Annotated in this window: 17 protein-coding genes; 7 read left to right on the top strand and 10 right to left on the bottom strand. The window is 61.1% G+C overall.

All coding sequences use genetic code 11. The annotated features are described in order from the left end of the window. Nucleotides 1-68: 68 nt before the first annotated feature. The 3 genes from gshA to CGA22_RS13030 all read right to left on the bottom strand — a co-directional run bounded on the left by gshA (nucleotide 69) and on the right by CGA22_RS13030 (nucleotide 4629). Complete coding sequence (gshA, locus tag CGA22_RS13040; protein WP_041024657.1) at nucleotides 69-1652, bottom strand: glutamate--cysteine ligase; 1584 nt, start codon at nucleotides 1650-1652, stop codon at nucleotides 69-71. A 269-nt stretch (nucleotides 1653-1921) separates the two neighbouring features. Beyond that, nucleotides 1922-2305 (bottom strand): PaaI family thioesterase, encoded by a 384-nt coding sequence (locus tag CGA22_RS13035; RefSeq protein ID WP_041024658.1) that lies wholly within the window; start codon nucleotides 2303-2305, stop codon nucleotides 1922-1924. Next, nucleotides 2305-4629 (bottom strand): Tex family protein, encoded by a 2325-nt coding sequence (locus tag CGA22_RS13030; protein ID WP_041024659.1) that lies wholly within the window; start codon nucleotides 4627-4629, stop codon nucleotides 2305-2307. Before CGA22_RS13030 ends, CGA22_RS13035 begins: the two co-directional genes overlap by 1 nt. 358 nt (nucleotides 4630-4987) lie before the next feature. Between CGA22_RS13030 and ompR the strand changes: the two genes are divergently transcribed. Beyond that, nucleotides 4988-5728: a two-component system response regulator OmpR gene (gene ompR, locus CGA22_RS13025; RefSeq protein ID WP_025211284.1), complete on the top strand. Its 741-nt coding sequence runs from the start codon at nucleotides 4988-4990 to the stop codon at nucleotides 5726-5728. A gap of 113 nt (nucleotides 5729-5841) precedes the next feature. Further along, the gene (locus CGA22_RS13020; RefSeq protein ID WP_041024660.1) at nucleotides 5842-7155 is read left to right on the top strand and encodes an ATP-binding protein; all 1314 of its coding nucleotides are present in this window, start codon (nucleotides 5842-5844) and stop codon (nucleotides 7153-7155) included. A 54-nt stretch (nucleotides 7156-7209) separates the two neighbouring features. Here the strand turns inward: CGA22_RS13020 and rimK are convergent, their stop codons facing one another. Then, nucleotides 7210-8115: a 30S ribosomal protein S6--L-glutamate ligase gene (rimK, locus tag CGA22_RS13015; RefSeq protein WP_041024661.1), complete on the bottom strand. Its 906-nt coding sequence runs from the start codon at nucleotides 8113-8115 to the stop codon at nucleotides 7210-7212. Beyond that, nucleotides 8112-8594 carry an ATP-dependent zinc protease gene (locus CGA22_RS13010; RefSeq protein WP_041024672.1) on the bottom strand — a complete coding sequence of 161 codons (483 nt, stop codon included), beginning with the start codon at nucleotides 8592-8594 and terminating at the stop codon, nucleotides 8112-8114. The genes rimK and CGA22_RS13010 overlap by 4 nt, the downstream gene beginning before the upstream one ends. A gap of 241 nt (nucleotides 8595-8835) precedes the next feature. On the opposite strand from CGA22_RS13010, the gene CGA22_RS13005 reads away from it, so the two are divergent. From CGA22_RS13005 to CGA22_RS12995, 3 genes are all read left to right on the top strand, one after another. Next, on the top strand, nucleotides 8836-9240 hold the full coding sequence (locus CGA22_RS13005; protein WP_041024662.1) for an RNA-binding S4 domain-containing protein: 405 nt from the start codon (nucleotides 8836-8838) through the stop codon (nucleotides 9238-9240). A gap of 259 nt (nucleotides 9241-9499) precedes the next feature. Further along, a complete protein-coding gene (gene hslO, locus CGA22_RS13000; RefSeq protein WP_041024663.1) occupies nucleotides 9500-10402 on the top strand; it encodes an Hsp33 family molecular chaperone HslO in 903 nt (300 codons plus the stop codon). 178 nt (nucleotides 10403-10580) lie between these two features. Then, entirely contained in the window at nucleotides 10581-12125 is a 1545-nt protein-coding gene (locus CGA22_RS12995) for a phosphoenolpyruvate carboxykinase (RefSeq protein ID WP_041024664.1), read from the top strand. A gap of 181 nt (nucleotides 12126-12306) precedes the next feature. Here the strand turns inward: CGA22_RS12995 and CGA22_RS12990 are convergent, their stop codons facing one another. Both CGA22_RS12990 and CGA22_RS12985 read right to left on the bottom strand, forming a co-directional pair. Continuing rightward, nucleotides 12307-12573 carry a hypothetical protein gene (locus CGA22_RS12990; RefSeq protein ID WP_041024665.1) on the bottom strand — a complete coding sequence of 89 codons (267 nt, stop codon included), beginning with the start codon at nucleotides 12571-12573 and terminating at the stop codon, nucleotides 12307-12309. Nucleotides 12574-13034: 461 nt separating this feature from the next. After that, complete coding sequence (locus tag CGA22_RS12985) at nucleotides 13035-14099, bottom strand: S8 family peptidase (protein WP_052435201.1); 1065 nt, start codon at nucleotides 14097-14099, stop codon at nucleotides 13035-13037. Nucleotides 14100-14399: 300 nt separating this feature from the next. Between CGA22_RS12985 and CGA22_RS12980 the strand changes: the two genes are divergently transcribed. Both CGA22_RS12980 and CGA22_RS12975 read left to right on the top strand, forming a co-directional pair. Next, complete coding sequence (locus CGA22_RS12980) at nucleotides 14400-15617, top strand: 3-hydroxyacyl-CoA dehydrogenase (protein ID WP_041024666.1); 1218 nt, start codon at nucleotides 14400-14402, stop codon at nucleotides 15615-15617. Nucleotides 15618-15659: 42 nt separating this feature from the next. Further along, nucleotides 15660-16079, top strand: a complete 420-nt coding sequence (locus CGA22_RS12975; protein ID WP_041024667.1) for an acyl-CoA thioesterase — start codon at nucleotides 15660-15662, stop codon at nucleotides 16077-16079. Between the two features lie 71 nt (nucleotides 16080-16150). Here the strand turns inward: CGA22_RS12975 and CGA22_RS12970 are convergent, their stop codons facing one another. The 3 genes from CGA22_RS12970 to fdhD all read right to left on the bottom strand — a co-directional run bounded on the left by CGA22_RS12970 (nucleotide 16151) and on the right by fdhD (nucleotide 20022). Further along, on the bottom strand, nucleotides 16151-16627 hold the full coding sequence (locus CGA22_RS12970; protein WP_041024668.1) for a glycine zipper domain-containing protein: 477 nt from the start codon (nucleotides 16625-16627) through the stop codon (nucleotides 16151-16153). A 210-nt stretch (nucleotides 16628-16837) separates the two neighbouring features. After that, nucleotides 16838-19186 (bottom strand): FdhF/YdeP family oxidoreductase, encoded by a 2349-nt coding sequence (locus tag CGA22_RS12965; protein WP_041024669.1) that lies wholly within the window; start codon nucleotides 19184-19186, stop codon nucleotides 16838-16840. Next, nucleotides 19183-20022, bottom strand: coding sequence for a formate dehydrogenase accessory sulfurtransferase FdhD (gene fdhD / locus CGA22_RS12960; protein WP_041024670.1), 840 nt, complete (start codon nucleotides 20020-20022; stop codon nucleotides 19183-19185). The genes CGA22_RS12965 and fdhD overlap by 4 nt, the downstream gene beginning before the upstream one ends. Nucleotides 20023-20059: the final 37 nt, after the last annotated feature.

The following is a 20059-nucleotide window of genomic DNA, read 5'->3' as shown; positions in this document are numbered from 1 at the left end:
AATTGATCGCCGGGAGCGGGCGAGGGAGCAAGCTCCCTCGCCACACTGACTTGCTCGACAAGTGCGATCTAGTTACTGATCGCCAGAATGCTCGCCTGATACGAACCCACGAACACGTCGAAATCCCCCACTTCGTTCTGTTCCAGCTCGGCTTGCTGGGCCAGGGATTCGCGAGCGGATGCTTCGAACGCGGCCTGTTCCTGGGCAGGCAATGGTTCGGCACGGAAGAACTCGGCGTGGGCCTTGCTCTGGCGCAGGGAGAACTGGGCGAAGCTTTCCTGATGTTCCGCCATGGCCGCCAGTACCTGCGCGGATGGGGTCAGGGACGGATCCCGGACCTTCGCCAGTTGTGCATCCAGGGCCTGGCGGTGAGCATCGCCACCCTGGCTCTGGTCGAGCAACGACGCCAGCGGCGCGATCTGCTCCAGCAGTTCGATGGCCCATGCCTGCATGTCCACCGATTGGCCCTGGCGTTGCAGTTGCAGGCCCGGCTTGCGGCCTTCCTTGACCACGGTCAGGAAGTTGTCGGTGGCATTGCCGCATTCGCTGCTTTCGAACAACGGACTCTCGTTGAGGCCGCAATACAACAGGAACGCATCGAGGAAACGGGACTCGATGACGTCGATGCCCAATGGCAGGAACGGGTTGATGTCCAGGCAGCGTACTTCAACGTACTGGATGCCCCGGGCCATCAAGGCCTGGATCGGACGTTCGCCGGTGTAGGTCACGCGTTTGGGGCGGATGTTGGAGTAGTACTCGTTTTCGATCTGGAGGATGTTGGTGTTGAGCTGCACCCACTCACCGTCCCGATGCGTGCCGACTTCGACATACGGTGCATAAGGCGTCGCCACCGCTTTGCGCAGGCTGTCGGTGTAGCTGGCCAGGTCGTTGTAGCACGGCGTCAGGCCAGCCTGGGCGTTGCTCTGGTAACCCAGGTCGCTCATGCGCAGGCTGGTGGCATAGGGCAGGTACAGGGTGTCCGGGTCCAGTTGTTCCAACTGATGCGGGCGACCGCGCAGGAAACCGGCGTCCAGGGCCGGCGAGGCACCGAACAGGTACATCAGCAGCCAGCTGTAGCGACGGAAATTACGGATCAGCGCGATGTAGGCCAGCGACTGGAAATCCCGGTCGCTGACGTCTGCCGCCTCGGCCTGGCGGAGCAGCGGCCAGAGTTTTTCCGGCAGGGAGAAGTTGTAATGGATCCCGGCGATGCATTGCATGGTCTTGCCGTAGCGCAGGGCCAGGCCCTGGCGATAGACGTACTTGAGCCGACCGATGTTCGAGGTGCCGTAGTACGCGATCGGGATCTCTTCTTCCGCCGGCAGCGGGCACGGCATCGACGGACTCCACAGGTACTCGTCACCGAGTTTGCTGTAGACGAACCGGTGGATCCTGTCGAGGCTGCTCAGGGTATCGGCCGGGTCCGCCAGGGCCGGGGTAATGAACTCCAGCAGCGACTCGGAATAGTCGGTGGTGATCTGCTCGTTGGTCAGCGCCGAGCCCAGGGCTTCGGGATGCGGAGTCAACGCCAGGCGCCCGCTGTCCGTGACACGCAGGCATTCACGTTCGATACCGTGCAGGCACTGCTCGAGCAGGGAGAGGTTGGCGCGCTCGCCGAGCAGGGCCAGGCGGCGGTTTAAGAGGTCGCTCAAGTTGAATTCCTTCACGCGTCAGTCGCCCCAATATGGGGGTGGGCAAGGCGCTCTACAAGGGTGAAGTTGAAACTGGCGTTATCGCCTGGTTTTGTACGGCCAAGAACGGATCATCGCAGTCTCCTGTGGGAGCGAGCGTGCTCGCGATTGCGGTGAATCAGCTGCGTTGATGCGACTGACACACCGTTATCGCGAGCGGGCTCGCTCCCACAGGGAGTTGCGACGCTGTTTCTGTTGCGCCGAAATTAACTCAAATCGATGACAGGGAGCTATAGGACAGCGAAGGTGCCTTGTGCTTTTGCGACCAGCTTGTCGCCCTGGGTCACTTCGGCCTCGACCACCAGCGTACGTCGCCCCGGGTGGATGACCCGGGCCGTGCACAGCACCTCGCCGTCGGACACGGCGCGAATGTAGTTGATCTTGCATTCGATGGTTGCGCTCTGTTGATCAAAGCCATGGACACTGGAGCAAGCCAGGCCCATGGCGATGTCCACCAGGCTGAACAGTGCGCCGCCGTGCAGCTTGCCGCCACGATTGCGCAACGGCGGCTCCAGGGCCAGGGCAACTTGCGCCACCCCGTCCCCCAGGCTGTGCAGGCGGCAGCCGAGCAGCTTGAAGAAGGCGCTTTCCACCAACTCGGCCGGCGTGTCCATCAGCGTTTCTTCAACTGCTTGGCGTTGGCGAACAGCGAGGCCATGGCATTGTTGGCCGGGGCCGCCGTGGCGGTTTCCTTGCGCGGCGCGGTGTTCTGTGACTGACGCGGCGCTGAGCCTGGGCGAGGGCCGCGGGCACCGTCGACTTTCTCGCCGGGCGTGTCGCTCATGCGCATCGACAAGCCGACGCGTTTGCGCGGAATGTCGACTTCCATGACCTTCACCTTCACCACATCACCGGCCTTCACGGCTTCGCGCGGATCCTTGATGAATTTCTCCGACAAGGCCGAAATGTGCACCAGACCGTCCTGATGCACGCCGATGTCGACGAACGCCCCGAAATTGGTGACGTTGGTCACCACACCCTCGAGAATCATGCCGGGTTGCAGATCCTTGAGGTCTTCGACGCCTTCCTGGAATTCGGCGGTCTTGAACTCGGGGCGCGGGTCACGGCCCGGTTTCTCCAGCTCCTGCAGAATGTCGGTGACGGTGGGCAGACCGAAGGTTTCGTCGGTGAATTTCTTCGGATCCAGGCGCTTGAGGAACGAAGCGTCACCGATCAGTGAGCGGATGTCGCGATCGGTCTGGGCGGCGATGCGTTGCACCAGCGGGTAGGCTTCAGGGTGGACCGCCGACGAATCCAATGGGTTGTCGCCGTTCATGACGCGCAGGAAGCCGGCGGCCTGTTCGAAGGTCTTTTCCCCCAGGCGCGGGACTTTCTTCAACGCGGCGCGGGTCTTGAAGGCGCCGTGCTCATCGCGGTGGGTGACGATGTTCTGCGCCAGCGTAGCGTTGAGGCCAGAGATGCGCGCCAGCAGCGCCACCGAAGCGGTGTTCACGTCCACACCCACGGCGTTTACGCAGTCTTCCACCACGGCGTCCAGGCCGCGGGCCAGTTTCAACTGGGACACATCGTGCTGGTACTGGCCGACACCAATGGATTTCGGGTCGATCTTCACCAGCTCCGCCAGCGGATCCTGCAGGCGACGGGCAATCGACACCGCGCCACGGATCGACACGTCCAGGTCCGGGAACTCCTTGGACGCCAGTTCCGAGGCCGAATAAACAGAAGCACCAGCCTCGGAAACCATGACCTTGGTCATCTTCATGGCCGGGTATTTCTTGATCAGCTCGGCGGCCAGTTTGTCCGTTTCACGGCTGGCGGTGCCGTTGCCGATGGCGATCAGGTCCACCGAATGCTTGGCGCACAGGGCCGCGAGCACTGCGAGGGTCTGGTCCCATTTGTTGTGCGGGACGTGGGGATAGACCGTCGCGTGGTCCAGCAGCTTGCCGGTGGAGTCCACCACCGCCACCTTGCAACCGGTACGCAGGCCCGGGTCCAGGCCCAATGTGGCGCGTGGGCCGGCCGGTGCCGCCAGCAGCAGGTCGTGCAGGTTATGGGCGAAGACGTTGATTGCCTCGGTCTCGGCGTTGTCCCGCAGTTCGCCCAGCAGGTCGGTTTCCAGGTGGGTGTAGAGCTTGACCTTCCAGGTCCAGCGCACCACCTCTGCCAACCATTTGTCGGCGGCGCGGTTCTGGTTCTGGATGCCGAACTGCTGGCCGATCATGCCTTCGCAGGGGTGCATGGTGCCGGGCAACTCATCGCCGACCTTCAGCGCGGAGCTGAGGATGCCCTCGTTGCGGCCACGGAAAATCGCCAGGGCGCGGTGGGACGGCACGCTCTTGAGCGGTTCGTCGTGTTCGAAGTAATCGCGGAATTTCGCCCCTTCCTCTTCCTTGCCTGCAATCACGCGGGCACTGAGGATGGCTTCCTGTTTAAGGAAGTTGCGCAGCTTTTCCAGCAGGTTGGCGTCTTCGGCGAAGCGTTCCATAAGGATGTACTTGGCGCCTTCCAGCGCCGCTTTCACGTCCGCCACGCCCTTTTCGGCATCGACGAAACGCGCGGCTTCGGCTTCTGGCGCCAGGGTCGGGTCGTTGAACAGCCCGTCGGCCAGCTCGCCAAGCCCGGCTTCCAGGGCGATCTGGCCCTTGGTGCGACGCTTCTGCTTGTAGGGCAGGTACAAGTCTTCGAGGCGGGTCTTGGTGTCCGCCAGCTTGATGTCGCGTTCGAGTGCCGGGGTCAGCTTGCCCTGTTCCTGGATGCTGGCCAGGATGCTGATACGCCGTTCGTCGAGTTCACGCAGGTAGCGCAGGCGCTCTTCCAGATGACGCAATTGGGTGTCATCGAGGCTGCCGGTCACTTCTTTCCGGTAACGGGCGATAAAAGGCACTGTGGAGCCTTCATCGAGTAGCGCGACGGCCGCTTCGACCTGTTGCGGGCGTACGCCGAGTTCCTCGGCGATGCGGCTGTTGATGCTGTCCATAAAACCACCTGACAAATTATGAAATCAGGCTCGCCGGCGCAGGAACAGGGCTCAGCGAGACTGGTTGAGCGGCCTGGCGTGGGCCGCTGCCTGGGTCAAAAGAGGCTGCCTGTTGACCCGCGAAATTCAAAAAGTGCTGCCTGGCCAAAGGGAAAAAGGCCCGTCGAGGGTAACGATTCGACATCCCAAGGCACAAAAGGCCGCGCATTATAACCAGCGTTCTGTCCTTCGGGGGGGTCATGGTCTGTAGGTCCGATACCCGTATTGGTGGAGATGGAGGAAAAATCTGCTAACAATGCACACGGTGCGTATAACGGCAGCTAGGCCATAATGCGCGCCGAGATCAAAGGAGCTTCCTATGAGCAGCACTGCACAAACTGCTGAAGGCGAAAAAATTCTTATCGTTGACGACGACCCGGGGCTGAGCAGCCTGCTGGAGCGCTTTTTCGTCAGCAAGGGCTACCGGGCCCGCACCGTACCCAATACCGAACAGATGGATCGGCTGCTGGCCCGTGAAGTCTTCAACCTGGTGGTCCTCGACCTGATGCTGCCTGGCGAGGATGGCTTGACGGCCTGCCGCCGCCTGCGCGGCGCGAACAACCAGATCCCGATCATCATGCTCACTGCCAAGGGCGACGAGCTGAGCCGTATCAAGGGACTGGAACTGGGCGCCGACGATTACCTGGCCAAGCCATTCAATCCCGACGAGCTCATGGCCCGGGTCAAGGCGGTCCTGCGTCGTCAGTCGGCCCCGGTGCCGGGTGCCCCGGGCAGCGAAGACGAAAGCGTGACCTTCGGCGACTACGAGCTGTCCCTGGCCACCCGTGAGCTCAAGCGTGGTGATGAAATTCACATGCTGACCACCGGCGAGTTCGCCGTGCTCAAGGCCCTGGTGATGAACGCCCGTCAGCCGCTGACCCGGGACAAACTGATGAACCTGGCCCGTGGTCGCGAGTGGGATGCGCTGGAGCGTTCCATCGACGTACAGATTTCCCGTCTGCGCCGGATGATCGAGCCGGATCCTTCCAAACCTCGCTATATCCAGACCGTCTGGGGCGTGGGCTATGTATTCGTGCCGGATGGTGCCGCCAGCAAGTGATCGGCGATTTGTAGGAGCGGGTGGCCTGGCAGGTTGAATTTCTTCTTCCAGGCGACTCGCGGTCCGTCAGTATGCGAGCATCGCTCGCTCCTGCAAGTGTGTAGCGGTTATCCATGAAAACCCCGGTTTGGTTCCCCCAGAGTTTCTTCTCCCGCACCCTCTGGCTGGTGCTGATCGTCGTGCTCTTTTCCAAGGCATTGACGTTGGTCTACCTGCTGATGAATGAAGACGTCCTGGTGGACCGCCAGTACAGTCACGGCGTTGCCTTGACCCTGCGGGCCTATTGGGCGGCCGATGAAACCAATCGGGCGAAGATCGCCGAGGCGGCGACGCTGATCCGGGTCGTCGGTGCCGGTGTACCGGAAGGCGAACAGCACTGGCCCTACAGCGAGATCTATCAACGGCAGATGCAGGCCGAACTGGGCGCCGATACCGAGGTGCGCCTGCGCATGCACTCGCCCCCGGCGTTGTGGGTGCGTGCCCCAAGCCTGGGGGACGGCTGGCTGAAGGTGCCGTTGTACCCGCATCCCCTGCGAGGCCAGAAAATCTGGAACGTACTGGGCTGGTTCCTCGCCATCGGCCTGCTGTCTACGGCGTCGGCCTGGATCTTCGTCAGCCAGCTCAACCAACCGTTGAAACGCCTGGTCTACGCGGCCCGTCAGTTGGGCCAGGGGCGCAGCGTGCGGCTGCCCATCAGCGATACGCCCAGTGAAATGACCGAAGTGTACCGAGCCTTCAACCAGATGGCCGAAGACGTCGAGCAGGCCGGACGCGAGCGTGAGCTGATGCTCGCCGGAGTCTCCCACGACCTGCGCACACCGCTGACCCGGTTGCGGCTTTCGCTTGAACTGATGGGCGAACGCACCGACCTGACCCATGAAATGGTCCGTGACATCGAGGACATGGATGCCATTCTCGACCAGTTCCTGGCGTTCATCCGCGACGGACGGGACGAGTCGGTGGAGGAAGTGGACCTTAGCGAGTTGGTGCGGGAAGTGGTCGCCCCCTATAACCAGGGCGACGAAAAAGTGCACCTGCAGCTGGAGCCGATCCAGCCGTTTCCGTTGCGTCGGGTGTCGATGAAGCGGTTGCTGAACAACCTGATCGGCAATGCCTTGAACCATGCCGGCGCCGGGGTCGAGGTAGCGGCCTACGTCTCTGGCGACACCAACGCGCCTTATGTGGTGCTGAGCGTCATGGACCGTGGCGCCGGCATCGATCCGTCGGAGCTGGAAGCCATTTTCAACCCCTTCACCCGTGGCGACCGTGCCCGGGGCGGAAAGGGCACGGGGTTGGGCCTGGCGATCGTCAAGCGCATTGCCTCGATGCACGGTGGCAACGTCGAGCTGCGCAACCGTGTCGGTGGCGGATTGGAAGCGCGGGTGCGGTTGCCGTTGGGGTTGATGTTGCCCAGGGATGCGGTATAGCAAACTTGTGCAAGCTCAGCTCCCACAAAGGCTCGCTCCCACAAGGGGGCTGTGTTAACCCTTGCCCTTGGTCCGGGTCATGTTCGGCCCGCCATTCTTTTCCAGATGCTCGATGATGATTCCTGCCACGTTCTTGCTCGTGGTGGTCTCGATGCCTTCCAAGCCGGGCGAGGAGTTGACCTCCATCACCAGAGGGCCGTGATTGGAGCGCAGAATGTCGACACCTGCCACGGCCAGGCCCATGACTTTTGCGGCGCGCAGGGCGGTCATGCGTTCTTCCGGCGTGATCTTGATCAGGCTGGCGCTGCCGCCGCGATGGAGGTTGGAGCGAAACTCCCCAGGCCGGGCCTGACGCTTCATCGATGCGATGACCTTGTCGCCGACCACGAAGCAACGGATGTCCGCGCCGCCAGCTTCCTTGATGTATTCCTGGACCATGATGTTCTGCTTGAGGCCCATGAATGCTTCGATCACCGATTCTGCCGCTGTCGCGGTTTCGCACAGGACCACGCCGATACCCTGAGTGCCTTCCAGCACCTTGATGACCAGCGGTGCGCCATTGACCATCGCGATCAGGTCGGGAATGTCGTCGGGTGAATGGGCAAAACCGGTGACCGGCAGGCCGATACCGCGCCGCGACAGCAGCTGCAGCGAACGCAGCTTGTCCCGGGAGCGGGCGATCGCCACGGATTCGTTGAGAGGGAATACCCCCATCATTTCGAACTGGCGCAACACGGCGCAGCCATAGAAGGTCACGGATGCACCGATGCGCGGGATCACCGCATCGAATCCTTCCAGTGGCTGGCCCCGATAGTGGATCTGCGGCTTGTGGCTGGCGATGTTCATATAGGCGCGCAGGGTGTCGATCACCACCATTTCATGGCCACGCTCAGTCCCGGCCTCAACCAGGCGACGAGTGGAATACAGACGCGGATTACGCGACAGCACAGCGATCTTCATGCAACACCTGTGGCAGAGGTAGTGGACACCGGGAATGCCGGCTTGTCCTGGACGTATTTGATGCCTGGATTGACCACCAACTGGCCGTCGATCAAGGCCTTGGAACCCAACAGCAGGCGATAGCGCATGGACTTGCGGCAAGCCAGGGTGAACTCGACCCGCCAGATCCGATCCCCGAGCGCGAGCGTGGTGCTGATCACGTAGCGGACCTGGGCATGACCGTTGGAGCTTTTGATCGTCTTGCGCGCCACCAGCGGGGCTTCGCAGCGGCGATGACGCAGTTGTACCACCGTGCCCAGGTGCGCAGTGAAGCGTACCCATTTTTCACCGTCACGCTCGAATGGCTCGATGTCGGTGGCGTGCAGGCTGGAGGTACTGGCGCCGGTATCTATTTTTGCCCGTAGACCCGCGACTCCCAGATCCGGGAGCGCCACCCACTCGCGCAGACCGACAACGGTCAAATGGTCAAAAGTCTTCAATAAAAACAACCTGTGATCGGTACTTCGGATCAGGGAGCCCGCGAGTCGCGGCATGGGTACAGAATAATCACAAAATGGCGACAGTTATCCAGTGGCCTGTGTGGCTGATTCGTGCGCTCGACTTCAGTGCAAGATTTGCCGATGAGGCTGGTTCGGTCGGCATTCTATCTGTCGGCGTGGATTCGTGCGCCCGACAAAAACGGTAGTACAGTTCTGGCTATTGGCAGAAAGAGGAATTGCAGTGGCACAAAAACAGGAAGAGGACGACAAGGTCCGTCTCGATAAATGGTTGTGGGCGGCGCGATTCTATAAAACACGTGCGCTCGCCAAGGCCGCCATCGAAAGCGGCAAGGTCCACCATCGGGGCGAACGTTGCAAGCCGGGCAAAGAGCCCCGCGTCGGGGACGAGTATGTCATTCGCGCCGGGTTCGATGAAAAGACCGTAGTGGTCGAGGCGTTGTCGATTGTGCGGCGTGGGGCGCCTGAAGCGCAGACCCTGTATCGTGAAACCGAAGCCAGCGTCGCCAGGCGCGAAGCCGCCGCTGCCCAGCGCAAGGCTGGTGCCCTGGGCGTCAGTACCGACGGCAAACCGAGCAAGAAACAGCGTCGGGATCTGTTCAAGTTTCGTGGCAGTAACAGCGAATAAAAGTGCTCCCGGCGTAATCGGCGATGGCTGGGAGATCTATCTGTGGCGAGGGGATTTATCCCCGCTGGGCTGCGTAGCGGCCCCAAAAAGACAGGGCCGCTGCGCGCCCCAGCGGGGATAAATCCCCTCGCCACAGGTAGGTGTTGGATGCCACGAACGGTGTGGCCGTCCAGCCCCAATCCCTCCCTTGCTTGGAACCTCCTCCGAATGCCCATAAAATGTTCGGCATCCTTTGCCATCACCTCAGATACCCACCCTTATGACTGATTTACCGGATAACGACTGCACCCAACGTTTCATCTTTGATGACATCGACGCTCGTGGCGAACTGGTGGCGTTGGAGCGTAGCTATGCCGAAGTCCTTGCCAAGCACCCCTATCCGGAGCCGGTCGCGCAACTGCTCGGTGAGTTGATGGCGGCTGCGTCGCTGTTGATCGGTACGTTGAAATTCGATGGCTTGCTGATCCTCCAGGCTCGCTCTGAAGGCCCGGTGCCGATGCTGATGATCGAATGCTCCAGCGAGCGCGAGATTCGAGGCCTGGCCCGCTATCACGCCGATCAGATTGCCCCTGAAGCGACGCTGACCGACCTGATGCCCGATGGTGTGCTGGCCCTGACGGTCGATCCGACCCATGGCAAGCGCTATCAGGGCATTGTCGATCTCGACGGCGCGTCCCTGGCCGAATGCTTCACCAATTACTTCGTCATGTCCCAGCAGACCAATACAAAATTCTGGCTCTATGCCGACGGGCGGCGCGCCCGCGGCCTGTTGCTGCAACAGTTGCCCGTCGACCGCATTCGAGATCCTGAAGAACGGGATGCCAGCTGGCAGCACATCACCGCTCTGGCCAGCACCTTGAGCGCCGATGAATTGCTGAGCCTGGACAACGAAACGGTCTTGCATCGTCTCTATCATGAAGAAGCCGTGCGGCTGTTCGACGAGTTGCCGCTGCGCTTCCAATGCAGTTGCTCTCGTGAACGATCCGGCAATGCGCTGGTCAGTCTGGGTCTGGAAGATGCGCAGCAACTGGTCATCGAACATGGCGGCGCCATCGAGATCGATTGTCAGTTTTGCAATGAGCGTTACCTGTTCGATGGGGCGGACGTTGCTCAATTGTTCGCCGGAGCGGGCGTCGATGCACCGTCAGATACTCGACACTGAATCGGTTCAGTGCAGGTAAATCTCCTGACAAACGCCGGATTTACGCCGTACTGACGGGAGGGCCCTACTCTTTTTGGGCTTTTCTGGCATAATCCGGCCCACTTTTTTCGGGTAGTAGTGCGCGACTTCCTACTACAAAACGTTTGGAGCACTCGGCCAAGGGCCGATGGGGAACCACATGACGCAAGCCAATAACGCCGTGTATACCGATCTGAGTGTCGATGATCTGGTCAAAGAAGCCCTGAATCGCGGTGAAGGCGAGCTTGCCGATACTGGCGCGCTGGTTGTTCGTACCGGTCATCGTACCGGTCGCTCGCCAGCCGACCGTTTCATCGTAGAAGAACCGAGCACCCAGAACGCCATCGCCTGGGGCCCGATCAACCGCAAGTTCCCGGCCGACAAGTTCGATGCCCTGTGGAACCGTGTTGAAGCCTACCTGGGCGAGCGTGAGCGTTTCGTGTCCCACGTGCATGTAGGTTCCGATCCTGCGCACTACCTCCCGGTCAAGATGACCACCGAGACTGCCTGGCACAACCTGTTCGGTCGTTGCCTGTTCATCAACCCCGAGCAGTACAACGCCGGCGGCAAGGATGAATGGCAGATCCTCAACGCGCCGAACTTCGTTTGCGAGCCTGCGCGTGACGGCACCAACTCCGACGGTACCGTGATCATCAACTTCGCGGCCAAGAAAGTCCTCATCGCCGGCATGCGCTACGCCGGTGAAATGAAGAAGGCCCTGTTCTCCGTCCAGAACTTCCTGCTGCCGGCCGTTGACGTACTGCCAATGCACTGCGCCGCGAACATGGGCGAAGAGGGCGATGTGACCCTGTTCTTCGGCCTGTCGGGCACCGGCAAGACCACCCTGTCCGCCGACGAAAGCCGCTACCTGATTGGCGACGACGAGCACGGCTGGGGCGTGGGTGTGGTCTTCAACATCGAAGGCGGTTGCTATGCCAAGTGCATCGACCTGTCCGAGAAGAACGAGCCGGTGATCTGGAAAGCCATCCAGCACGGCGCCGTACTGGAAAACGTCGTCCTGGACCCAGTCACCAAGAAAGCCGACTACGCCGACGACAGCCTGACCCAGAACAGCCGCGCCGCCTACCCGCGCGAACTGATCGAAAAACGCGCACCGAAGAACCTCGGTGGCGAGCCTAACGCTGTGATCTTCCTGACCTGCGACCTGACCGGCGTGCTGCCACCTGTGTCGATCCTCAGCGAAGAACAAGCTGCCTACCACTTCCTGTCGGGTTACACCGCATTGGTAGGCTCGACCGAAATGGGCTCGGGCAGCGGCATCAAGTCGACTTTCTCCACCTGCTTCGGCGCGCCGTTCTTCCCGCGTCCGGCCGGTGAATACGCGGAATTGCTGATCAAGCGTATCCGTGGCTTTGGCTCCAAGGTCTACCTGGTCAACACCGGCTGGACCGGCGGTGGCTATGGTGTCGGCAAACGCTTCAACATCCCGACCACCCGTGCGGTGATCGCGGCGATCCAGAGCGGCGCGCTGATTGGTGCCGAAACCGAACACCTGGACATCATCAATCTGGACGTGCCGTTGGCCGTTCCAGGCGTTGAGACCGGCCTGCTGAACCCACGCAACACCTGGGCCGACAAGGCCGCCTACGACGAAGCCGCCAAGGCCTTGGCTGGCCTGTTCATCGAAAACTTCAAGAAGTTCGAAGTGAGCGACGCGATCAAGGCGGCTGGTCCGCAGTTGTAAGATTTGGTCCGTGAATAGAAAAACCGCCCTTCGGGGCGGTTTTTTTGTGGGCGGCTATTCGTGTCCATCCCTCACGCACGTCTGCTTTGGCTGAGGACTGGAATTATTCCATCTGTCAGGAAGCGAGAAACAGCCAGGATATTGCTACTTGGCCCTCTGGCGATCCCGCAGGCCCTTGTGCCTAGCGCAATCGCTGCCGTACCACCTCCAGCAGTTCGCTGCCGTCCTGAACCAACAGATAAAGCGCATGGACAATGCTGGGAATGTCCTTTACATCGGCATGCTCGAAGCAAAGGCAATGCAGGGTCTCCAGCAGGTTGCTGGAGGCTTGGATTCGTTGGGCGGCGGCGTCGCAGAGGTGCTGGAGATCGGCCTCGGTGTCGATGACCAGCACAGGTGTGCTGTTGAGCCGCTGGTATTGCTCGACGGGCGGGTTGGGTATTTGCATTTGAGCCTCTTCGGTACGACTTTTGAATCGCGCCGTGGACTATAGAGAGCTCTATTCGAGGGCTGCAATATGGCCTGGAGGGACAGGTTGCGTAGGACGTTTACCGGCGTCTGACGCTTGGATGAGCACCTTATTCGTGATGCTTGCTGGCTGTCTCCATTTTCTGCGTCGTTCTCCATGAGGTCCTACAGGTGCGCTGTAGGTACTGCCCAAGAGGCGGTAGGCTGCTTCTGATAAGGCCGTCATAGATCACGGCCCTACCAGACACTCGGTGAACGAAATATGACGCTGCGCAGGGTCAGCCAAGCAATGAAGAAGCCGTAGGCGCTATGGTCGGGGCTGTACAGTGAGCAAGCAGTGGCGGTATCTCGGGAATTTTCATGCATCCGCCCAATAGCAGGGATGCGGTGATGACGAGGATGGTCAGTTTGTGTGACATGGTTTTTTCCCTTTGAAGTTTATCAATCAACCATTGATTCAGGAGCGCGTAGAGAAGCCGCCTCAAGGTCCATCAACCCTCGACCATAGGCCTCGCTGTTGGCGTAGATACCCGTGCGATTGCTCGTCGCCAGCAGGTGCTCACGTACCTGCTGCGGACTGAGTTGTGGATAAAGGCTTTGCAGCGCAGCCAATGCGCCGGTGACTAACGCGGCAGCCGGGGAGGTGCCGGCGGTATGTACGTAACGTCCATCCTTGGCAACGGTGAGCAGGCCTGCCTGGGCACCTGCGTCCCCACCGGGAACGGCGATGCACCACGCCGCCGCGACCCCGCAATAATTGGATTTGCCGTTGATGGCGCTGCCGTCGTTCTTCAGTGCGACGACCGCGATCCAGCCTTTTTCCAGCTCAGGCAATGCCGCCGGCAACCCTGGTTCGGCCAAGGGCTCGCGCTTGAGTTCGTTGCCAGTCGGAAAGACAAACACGGCGCCTTCCGATACCAGCTTTCGGGCAACGCCCAGTGAGTCAGGCATTACCTGGTTGTAACGTGATTCGTTGATTTCGGTTGCGGGAATGGCGTTGGCCCACGAGTTGTTGAACAGGCGGGCGCCCTTGTCGAAGCCACTTTGCCAGGATCGAGCAATCTCGCTGTCGAAGAAAAATGGCTCGTTGTTGTCGCCGAAGCGAAAGGGGATCAGCCGGGCGTTGAAGGCGATCCCGTGCATGCCCTGATCGTCCTTGTTGGCGGCGAGTATGCCCGCCATCTGGGTGCCGTGGCCGACGCGGTCGACCGTGCCGGGACGATCCTCGACATAGTCGTATCCCGGATCATCCAACCTGCCTTCGAACTCTTGCAGGTGGGTGTTGAGTCCCGAGTCGACCAGCGCCACGGTCACGTTCTGGCCGGTGCCGCCACGAGCATACAAAGCCGAAGCCTTCACGACGGACAGGCCTTGTTGCGCGAGATACTCGGGGGTTTCGAACACGGCCGGCTCCACGCCGGATTGTTCAGGAATGGTCAGGCAGCCGGCCAGCAGTGACGCTGACGTGATGGCCAGGACGCGTAGCGCGGAAAACAGATGTGGCATGGTTCGGTCCTTGAACAGAGCTCTTGATCATCGGGCCTCCTGGCCCGATGTAGCGCGTGAATTGACGGTGCACCTTAACCCGCGAACGGCGCCGGAACGAGGCATCAAAGTGCTCGGTTTTGTATCACCTCATGGCAAAGGAAAAGGCAGCCGTGGCTGTTTTCAAGGGCAACATCCACCAGTGCGCCTGTGATCTGCATCCATCCGCTGAATGCCGCTCATCACACGAATAAATTTCAAAAACTGCCTGCGGCTGACTAAGGTGAAGGCTGTCTTTGGATCGCCGACGAGAGAACAGACATGAGCCAGACGATTGAGCACGCCGCCGTGATCGGTGCAGGCACCATGGGGCGGGGCATCGTGATGTGCCTGGCCAATGCCGGAGTGACGGTGCGGTGGGTCGACAACAATCCGCAAATGCTCGAACAGGCGCTCGCAGCCGTGGCCGAGACCTATGCCCATGGCGTGCGCCAGGGCCGTATCGACCAGGGTGAAGCCGATGCCCGTATTGCCAGAGTGATCAGCGCAGGCGACTACGCGGCGATCCGTGACGTGGATCTGGTGATCGAAGCGGTGTATGAAAACCTTGAGCTCAAGCAGCAGATCTTCAGAGAGCTGGATGGCTTGCTCAAACCCGAGGCCATCCTGGCGAGCAACACGTCGGCCCTGGACATCGATGCCATTGCCGCCGCGACGCGCCGGCCAAGCCAGGTTCTGGGCCTGCATTTCTTCAGTCCGGCGCACATCATGAAGCTGCTGGAAATCGTTCGCGGCGCGCAGACCTCCAGGTCGGTGCTGGACGCAGCCCTGGCGCTGGGCAGTCGCATGGGCAAGGTCAGTGTGGTGTCGGGCAATTGCCATGGATTCATCGGCAACCGGATGCTTCACCCCTATGTGTTGGAAGCTCGCAAGATGTTGCTGGAGGGCGCGTTTCCTCATCAGATCGACGCGGCGTTGCAGGGCTTCGGCTTTGCCATGGGGCCCTTCCGGATGTACGACGTGGTCGGGATCGACCTGGAGTGGCGTGCACGGGAACTGGCGGGCAAAGGCCAGGATGCCCCTGAGGTGCAGGTAGACAACCGCTTGTGCGAGCTCGGACGGTTCGGTCAGAAAAGCGGCAACGGGTATTACCATTACGAGCCCGGCAGCCGACAGGCCGAGCACGACGTAGAGGTCGATGCGTTGGTGCAGCGAGTCAGTGAGGAACTGGGTTTTCAGCGCCGGGAGATCGACAGTGGGGAAATTCTCGAGCGCTGCCTGCTGGCATTGGTCAACGAGGGTGCGAAGATCCTGCAGGAAGGCATTGCCGGGTCGGCCCACGACATCGACCTGGTGTACCTCAATGGCTACGGCTTTCCGGCGGACAAAGGTGGTCCGATGGCCTGGGCTGACCAGCAAGGACTTGAGGATATCCACGCGCGACTGTTGGAGCTCGAAACCAAGCAGGGAGACCAGTGGAGGCCTGCGCGTCTGATCGGGGAGCTGGCGGCCCAAGGCAAGGGATTCGCGCAGCGGTAACCACCCCCCGCAACGACCACTGACAACCGAAAAGGACAACTGATGCCCCAACGTACCGAATACCCTCACCTGCAAGCCATCACTACGCGTTGGCATGACAACGACGTGTACGGTCACGTCAACAACGTCACCTACTACAGCTTCTTCGATACGGCGGTGAACACCTACCTGATCGAGGTCGGCGGCCTGGATATCCAGGGTGGGGAGGTCGTGGCGTTTGTGGTGAGTTCGGCCTGCGACTACTTTGCGTCCATCGCATTCCCCGAGCGAATTGACGTGGGCCTGCGGGTCGGGAAGTTGGGCAGCAGTTCGGTGCAGTATGAACTGGCGGTATTCAAGGCGGGAGAGGAAGAGGCCTGCGCAGCGGGGCGCTTTGTCCACGTGTTCGTGGACCGGGCGTCGAATCGGCCGGTGGCGATTCCGGATCGGTTGCGTGCAGCCCTGGAACAGTTGCTGGTTTGAAACGAAAAATCGCAGCCTCCGGCAAGCGGTAGGCTGCGATCTCCAGATTCGGCTGGTATCAGCCCGCTTGGTTAGTCGCGGTAGTAGCGGTGATGCTTGCGATGCCCGTAGGCATGGCCACGACCCGGATGGCCGTCACGGTAGTAGCGGCGGTCACCGCGGCGACCTTCATAGCGACGATCATCGTCATCGTCCTTGCCCATGTAGTTACCCAGTGCGCCGCCGGCGCCACCGCCTGCTGCCGCACCGATCAGGCTGCCGGTGCTGCCACCGACGCTACGGCCAACCACGTTACCGCCGGCCGCACCCAGCGCGCCGCCGATCGCCGCTTCGCCACGGCTGTGCTTGTCTGCGCCGACGGCACTACCGCCCGCGCCGCCCAGGGCCGCACCGATGGTCGAACCGGTATTGCCGCCCAGGGACTGGCCAACAACCGAACCCAAAACCCCGCCCAATGCGCCGCCCACACCTGCTTCGGCGGTGCCGCCGGCAGACGCGACGCCACTGATCAGGCCAAGGGACAACAAGAGAATGGAGGAGAACTTCATAGAGGAGCCTCAAAGGGATGACGGCGCGATCCTGAGGCTGGCTTCGCTTGGTGACAATCGAAATCCGACGAGTAACACGAGTTGTGCACAATTCTCTAAGTTATTGTTTTTCGGTCGGAACTTAATGTATTTGCACCGGTCTTTAGCTACTTCGGACAGGCCGTTTTCTATGGAAAACGGCCTTTTTTGTGGGCGGGTGAAAAGAAATGGTCAGGCCGACTTGGCCAGGATCAACCCATCCTCACTCGCCGCCTCCAGACGGATTGCCACGAACTTCGAGGTTGGGGTATCGCTTTCGTCGCCTGTGCTTTCCAGCGGTACCAATGGATTCACCTCAGGGTAGTAGGCGGCAGCCTGTCCGGCAGGGATGTCGAATGCCAGCAAGGTAAAACCCTTGACCCGCCGCTCACGACCGTCATCCCAGAGCGAGACGATATCGGCCTTCTGCCCTGGCTTGAAGCCCAGGCGAATGATGTCGGCTTCATTGACGAACAGCACGTCACGCTGACCTTTCACCCCACGATAACGGTCATTGAGGCCGTAGATGGTGGTGTTGTACTGGTCGTGGGAGCGCATGGATTGCAGGATCAGGTCCGGTAACTGACCGGTGGCGCGGGTGCGCTCATGCACCAGATCAGCTGGCAATCGGTTGGGCTTGAAGTTGGCGCGGCCCGACGGGGTACTCCAACGACGTGCGCTGGCACTGTTGCCCAAGTAGAAACCGCCGGGGTTGTGCAGTTTCTCGTTGAAATCCCTGAAGCCTGGGATGGTGTCGGCGATCAGGTCGCGGATGCGGCTGTAGTCGGCCACTAGCCAGCTCCAGTCCACCGGGCGGGCGCCCAGGGTGGCGGCGGCCATGCCGGCAATGATCCAGGGCTCGGAGCGCATCTGGTTCGACAGGGGTTCCAGTTGCCCATTGGACGCGTGGACCATGCTGAAAGAGTCTTCAACAGTGACCGCTTGCGAGCCGGCGGCTTGCCGGTCGATGTCGGTGCGCCCCAGGCACGGCAGAATCAATGCTTCCTTCCCGTGGGCCAGGTGGCTGCGGTTGAGCTTGGTGCTGATCTGTACGGTCAAGTCGCAGTTGCTCAGGGCCTGGAAAGTCCGGTGACTGTCCGGGGTGGCCTGGGCGAAGTTGCCACCCAGACCGATGAACACTTTCGCCTGACCCGCGGCCATGGCATGGATCGCCTCGACCACGTTGTGGCCGTTTTCCCGCGGTACCTTGAACTGAAAGCGCCGCTCCAGCGTGTCGAGAAACGCCGCGGGTGGGCGCTCATTAATGCCCATGGTCCGGTCGCCCTGCACGTTGCTGTGGCCACGAACCGGGCACAGGCCCGCGCCGGGCCGGCCGATATTGCCGCGCAGCATCATCAGGTTAGCGATTTCCTGGATGGTCGCCACCGAGTGGCGATGCTGGGTGATGCCCATCGCCCAGCACATGATCACGTTCTTGCTGTTGGCGTACATGCGCGCCGCCTGCTCGATTTCCACCAGGGTCAGGCCCGACTGCTCGACGATCTGCTCCCATGAGGTGTCGTCGACTACGGCCAGGTATTCCAGCACATTGGCACTGTGCTCGTTGAGAAACGCGTGGTCGAACACGGCGGGAGCGCCGGTGTTTTGCGCCTCACGTTCCCATTGAAGCAGGAATTTCGCCATGCCGCGCAAGATGGCCATGTCTCCGCCCAGGGCTGGCCGGAAAAACGCGGTGTTGGTGGGTTTGTTGCCGTTGGTGAGCATCTCGAACGGGTTCTGCGGATGCTGGAAGCGCTCCAGGCCACGCTCCTTGAGTGGATTGATGCAAACCACCTGGGCACCGCGTTTCACTGCTTCGCGCAGCGGCTCGAGCATCCTGGGGTGGTTGGTCCCGGGGTTCTGGCCCCAGACGAAAATCGCGTCGGAATGCTCGAAATCATCGAATGTCACCGTGCCCTTGCCCACGCCGACACTCTGCGACAGCGCTACGCCGCTGGCTTCGTGGCACATGTTCGAGCAGTCGGGGAAGTTGTTGGTGCCGAAAGCGCGCACGAACAATTGGTACAGGTACGCCGCTTCGTTGCTGGCCCGGCCGGAGGTGTAGAACTCGGCCTGGTTCGGGCTGGACAGCCCTTGCAAGTGCTTGGCGATGAGGGCAAACGCCGCTTCCCAGCTGATGGGCTTGTAGCGATCCGTTTCGGCGTCGTAGCTCATCGGCTCGGTCAGGCGGCCCTGGTATTCGAGCCAGTAGTCGCTTTGCTCCAGCAATGACGTGACGCTGTGCCGGGAGAAAAATGCAGCATCGACACGGCGCTTGGTCGCTTCCCAGTTCACCGCCTTGGCGCCGTTTTCGCAAAACTTGACCATGCCGCTTTCCGGCGAATCGCCCCAGGCACAGCCCGGGCAGTCGAAGCCGCCGTTCTGGTTGGTCTTGAGCATCATGCGGAGGTTTTTCAGCGCATTATCGCTGGTCAGCCAGGCCTGGGTAACACTGATCAGCGCTCCCCAACCACCGGCCGGGCCCCTGTAGGGCTTATAGCGCGGTACGGGTTTCTGGTCGGCTTGTTGATGCTTGCTCACGCGTGTTTCTCCATCGCAGGGCTGTAGACCCGCGGCGCACTTTTTTGCGGCAGGTGAATAAGATTGAGGTTGTGTCTACGGGCCCATTGCACGGCAAGGCCGGTGGGCGACGACAGGCTCACCAGCGTCTGGATGCCGGCCCGTAACACTTTCTGGATCAGTTCGAGGCTGCAGCGACTGGTGACGATCGCAACGCCATCGACCACCGGAATCTGTTGCCGGACCAAGGCGCCGATCAGTTTGTCGAGGGCGTTGTGGCGGCCGATGTCTTCGCGGCCCAGCAGCAACTCGCCCTGGCCATTCATGAACAGCGCGGCATGGACGGCGCCGCAGTGCTGGCCCAGGGGCTGGAATTGGCCGATGCGTTGGCGCAGGCCATCGAGCCATTGCGCGGGTGGCAGCGGTGCGCCGGGCAGTACTTTCAGGTCCGGCAACGCTTGCTCCACGGCTTCCACGCCGCAGAGGCCGCAGCCACTGGTACCGGCCAGTTGCCGGCGTTGTTGCTTGAGGTTCCAGAAGGCGCGGTTGGCGATGGTCACTTGGGCATATTGTGCGGAGCCGGTGCCGCTCAGTTGCAGGTCATAGATGTCCGACGGGTCTTCGATGATGCCGCTGCCCAGACTGAAACCGATGATGAAATCCTCAAGATCGGTGGGGGTGACCAGCATGACTGCCTGACTGATGCCGTTATAGGCGATCGCCAGCGCCACTTCCTCGGCCAGGGCTGTGCTGTCCGTTTGGGAATGATCCAGGTTGCTGTAGTGATAGCTCTGGCTGGCGCTGGGCGCGGGCGTTTGCGCGGCGGGCACCGGACAGACCGGAGGCTTGGCTTTCATGGCATCACCGACGATTCGAATAGTGATAAGACTAAAT

Origin of the sequence: Pseudomonas sp. PSB18, from assembly GCF_014596565.1 — a bacterium.
Lineage (GTDB): Bacteria > Pseudomonadota > Gammaproteobacteria > Pseudomonadales > Pseudomonadaceae > Aquipseudomonas.
This window is presented reverse-complemented; position numbering and strand designations above follow the sequence as displayed.

Excerpts from the sequence above, each read along its gene's own strand:
- CGA22_RS13035 (WP_041024658.1), bottom strand. The coding sequence starts at position 2,305 with ATGGACACGCCGGCCGAGTTGGTGGAAAGCGCCTTCTTCAAGCTGCTC.
- CGA22_RS13030 (WP_041024659.1), bottom strand. The coding sequence starts at position 4,629 with ATGGACAGCATCAACAGCCGCATCGCCGAGGAACTCGGCGTACGCCCG.
- ompR (WP_025211284.1), top strand. The coding sequence starts at position 4,988 with ATGAGCAGCACTGCACAAACTGCTGAAGGCGAAAAAATTCTTATCGTT.
- CGA22_RS13020 (WP_041024660.1), top strand. The coding sequence starts at position 5,842 with ATGAAAACCCCGGTTTGGTTCCCCCAGAGTTTCTTCTCCCGCACCCTC.
- rimK (WP_041024661.1), bottom strand. The coding sequence starts at position 8,115 with ATGAAGATCGCTGTGCTGTCGCGTAATCCGCGTCTGTATTCCACTCGT.
- hslO (WP_041024663.1), top strand. The coding sequence starts at position 9,500 with ATGACTGATTTACCGGATAACGACTGCACCCAACGTTTCATCTTTGAT.
- CGA22_RS12995 (WP_041024664.1), top strand. The coding sequence starts at position 10,581 with ATGACGCAAGCCAATAACGCCGTGTATACCGATCTGAGTGTCGATGAT.
- CGA22_RS12990 (WP_041024665.1), bottom strand. The coding sequence starts at position 12,573 with ATGCAAATACCCAACCCGCCCGTCGAGCAATACCAGCGGCTCAACAGC.
- CGA22_RS12985 (WP_052435201.1), bottom strand. The coding sequence starts at position 14,099 with ATGCCACATCTGTTTTCCGCGCTACGCGTCCTGGCCATCACGTCAGCG.
- CGA22_RS12980 (WP_041024666.1), top strand. The coding sequence starts at position 14,400 with ATGAGCCAGACGATTGAGCACGCCGCCGTGATCGGTGCAGGCACCATG.
- CGA22_RS12975 (WP_041024667.1), top strand. The coding sequence starts at position 15,660 with ATGCCCCAACGTACCGAATACCCTCACCTGCAAGCCATCACTACGCGT.
- CGA22_RS12970 (WP_041024668.1), bottom strand. The coding sequence starts at position 16,627 with ATGAAGTTCTCCTCCATTCTCTTGTTGTCCCTTGGCCTGATCAGTGGC.
- fdhD (WP_041024670.1), bottom strand. The coding sequence starts at position 20,022 with ATGAAAGCCAAGCCTCCGGTCTGTCCGGTGCCCGCCGCGCAAACGCCC.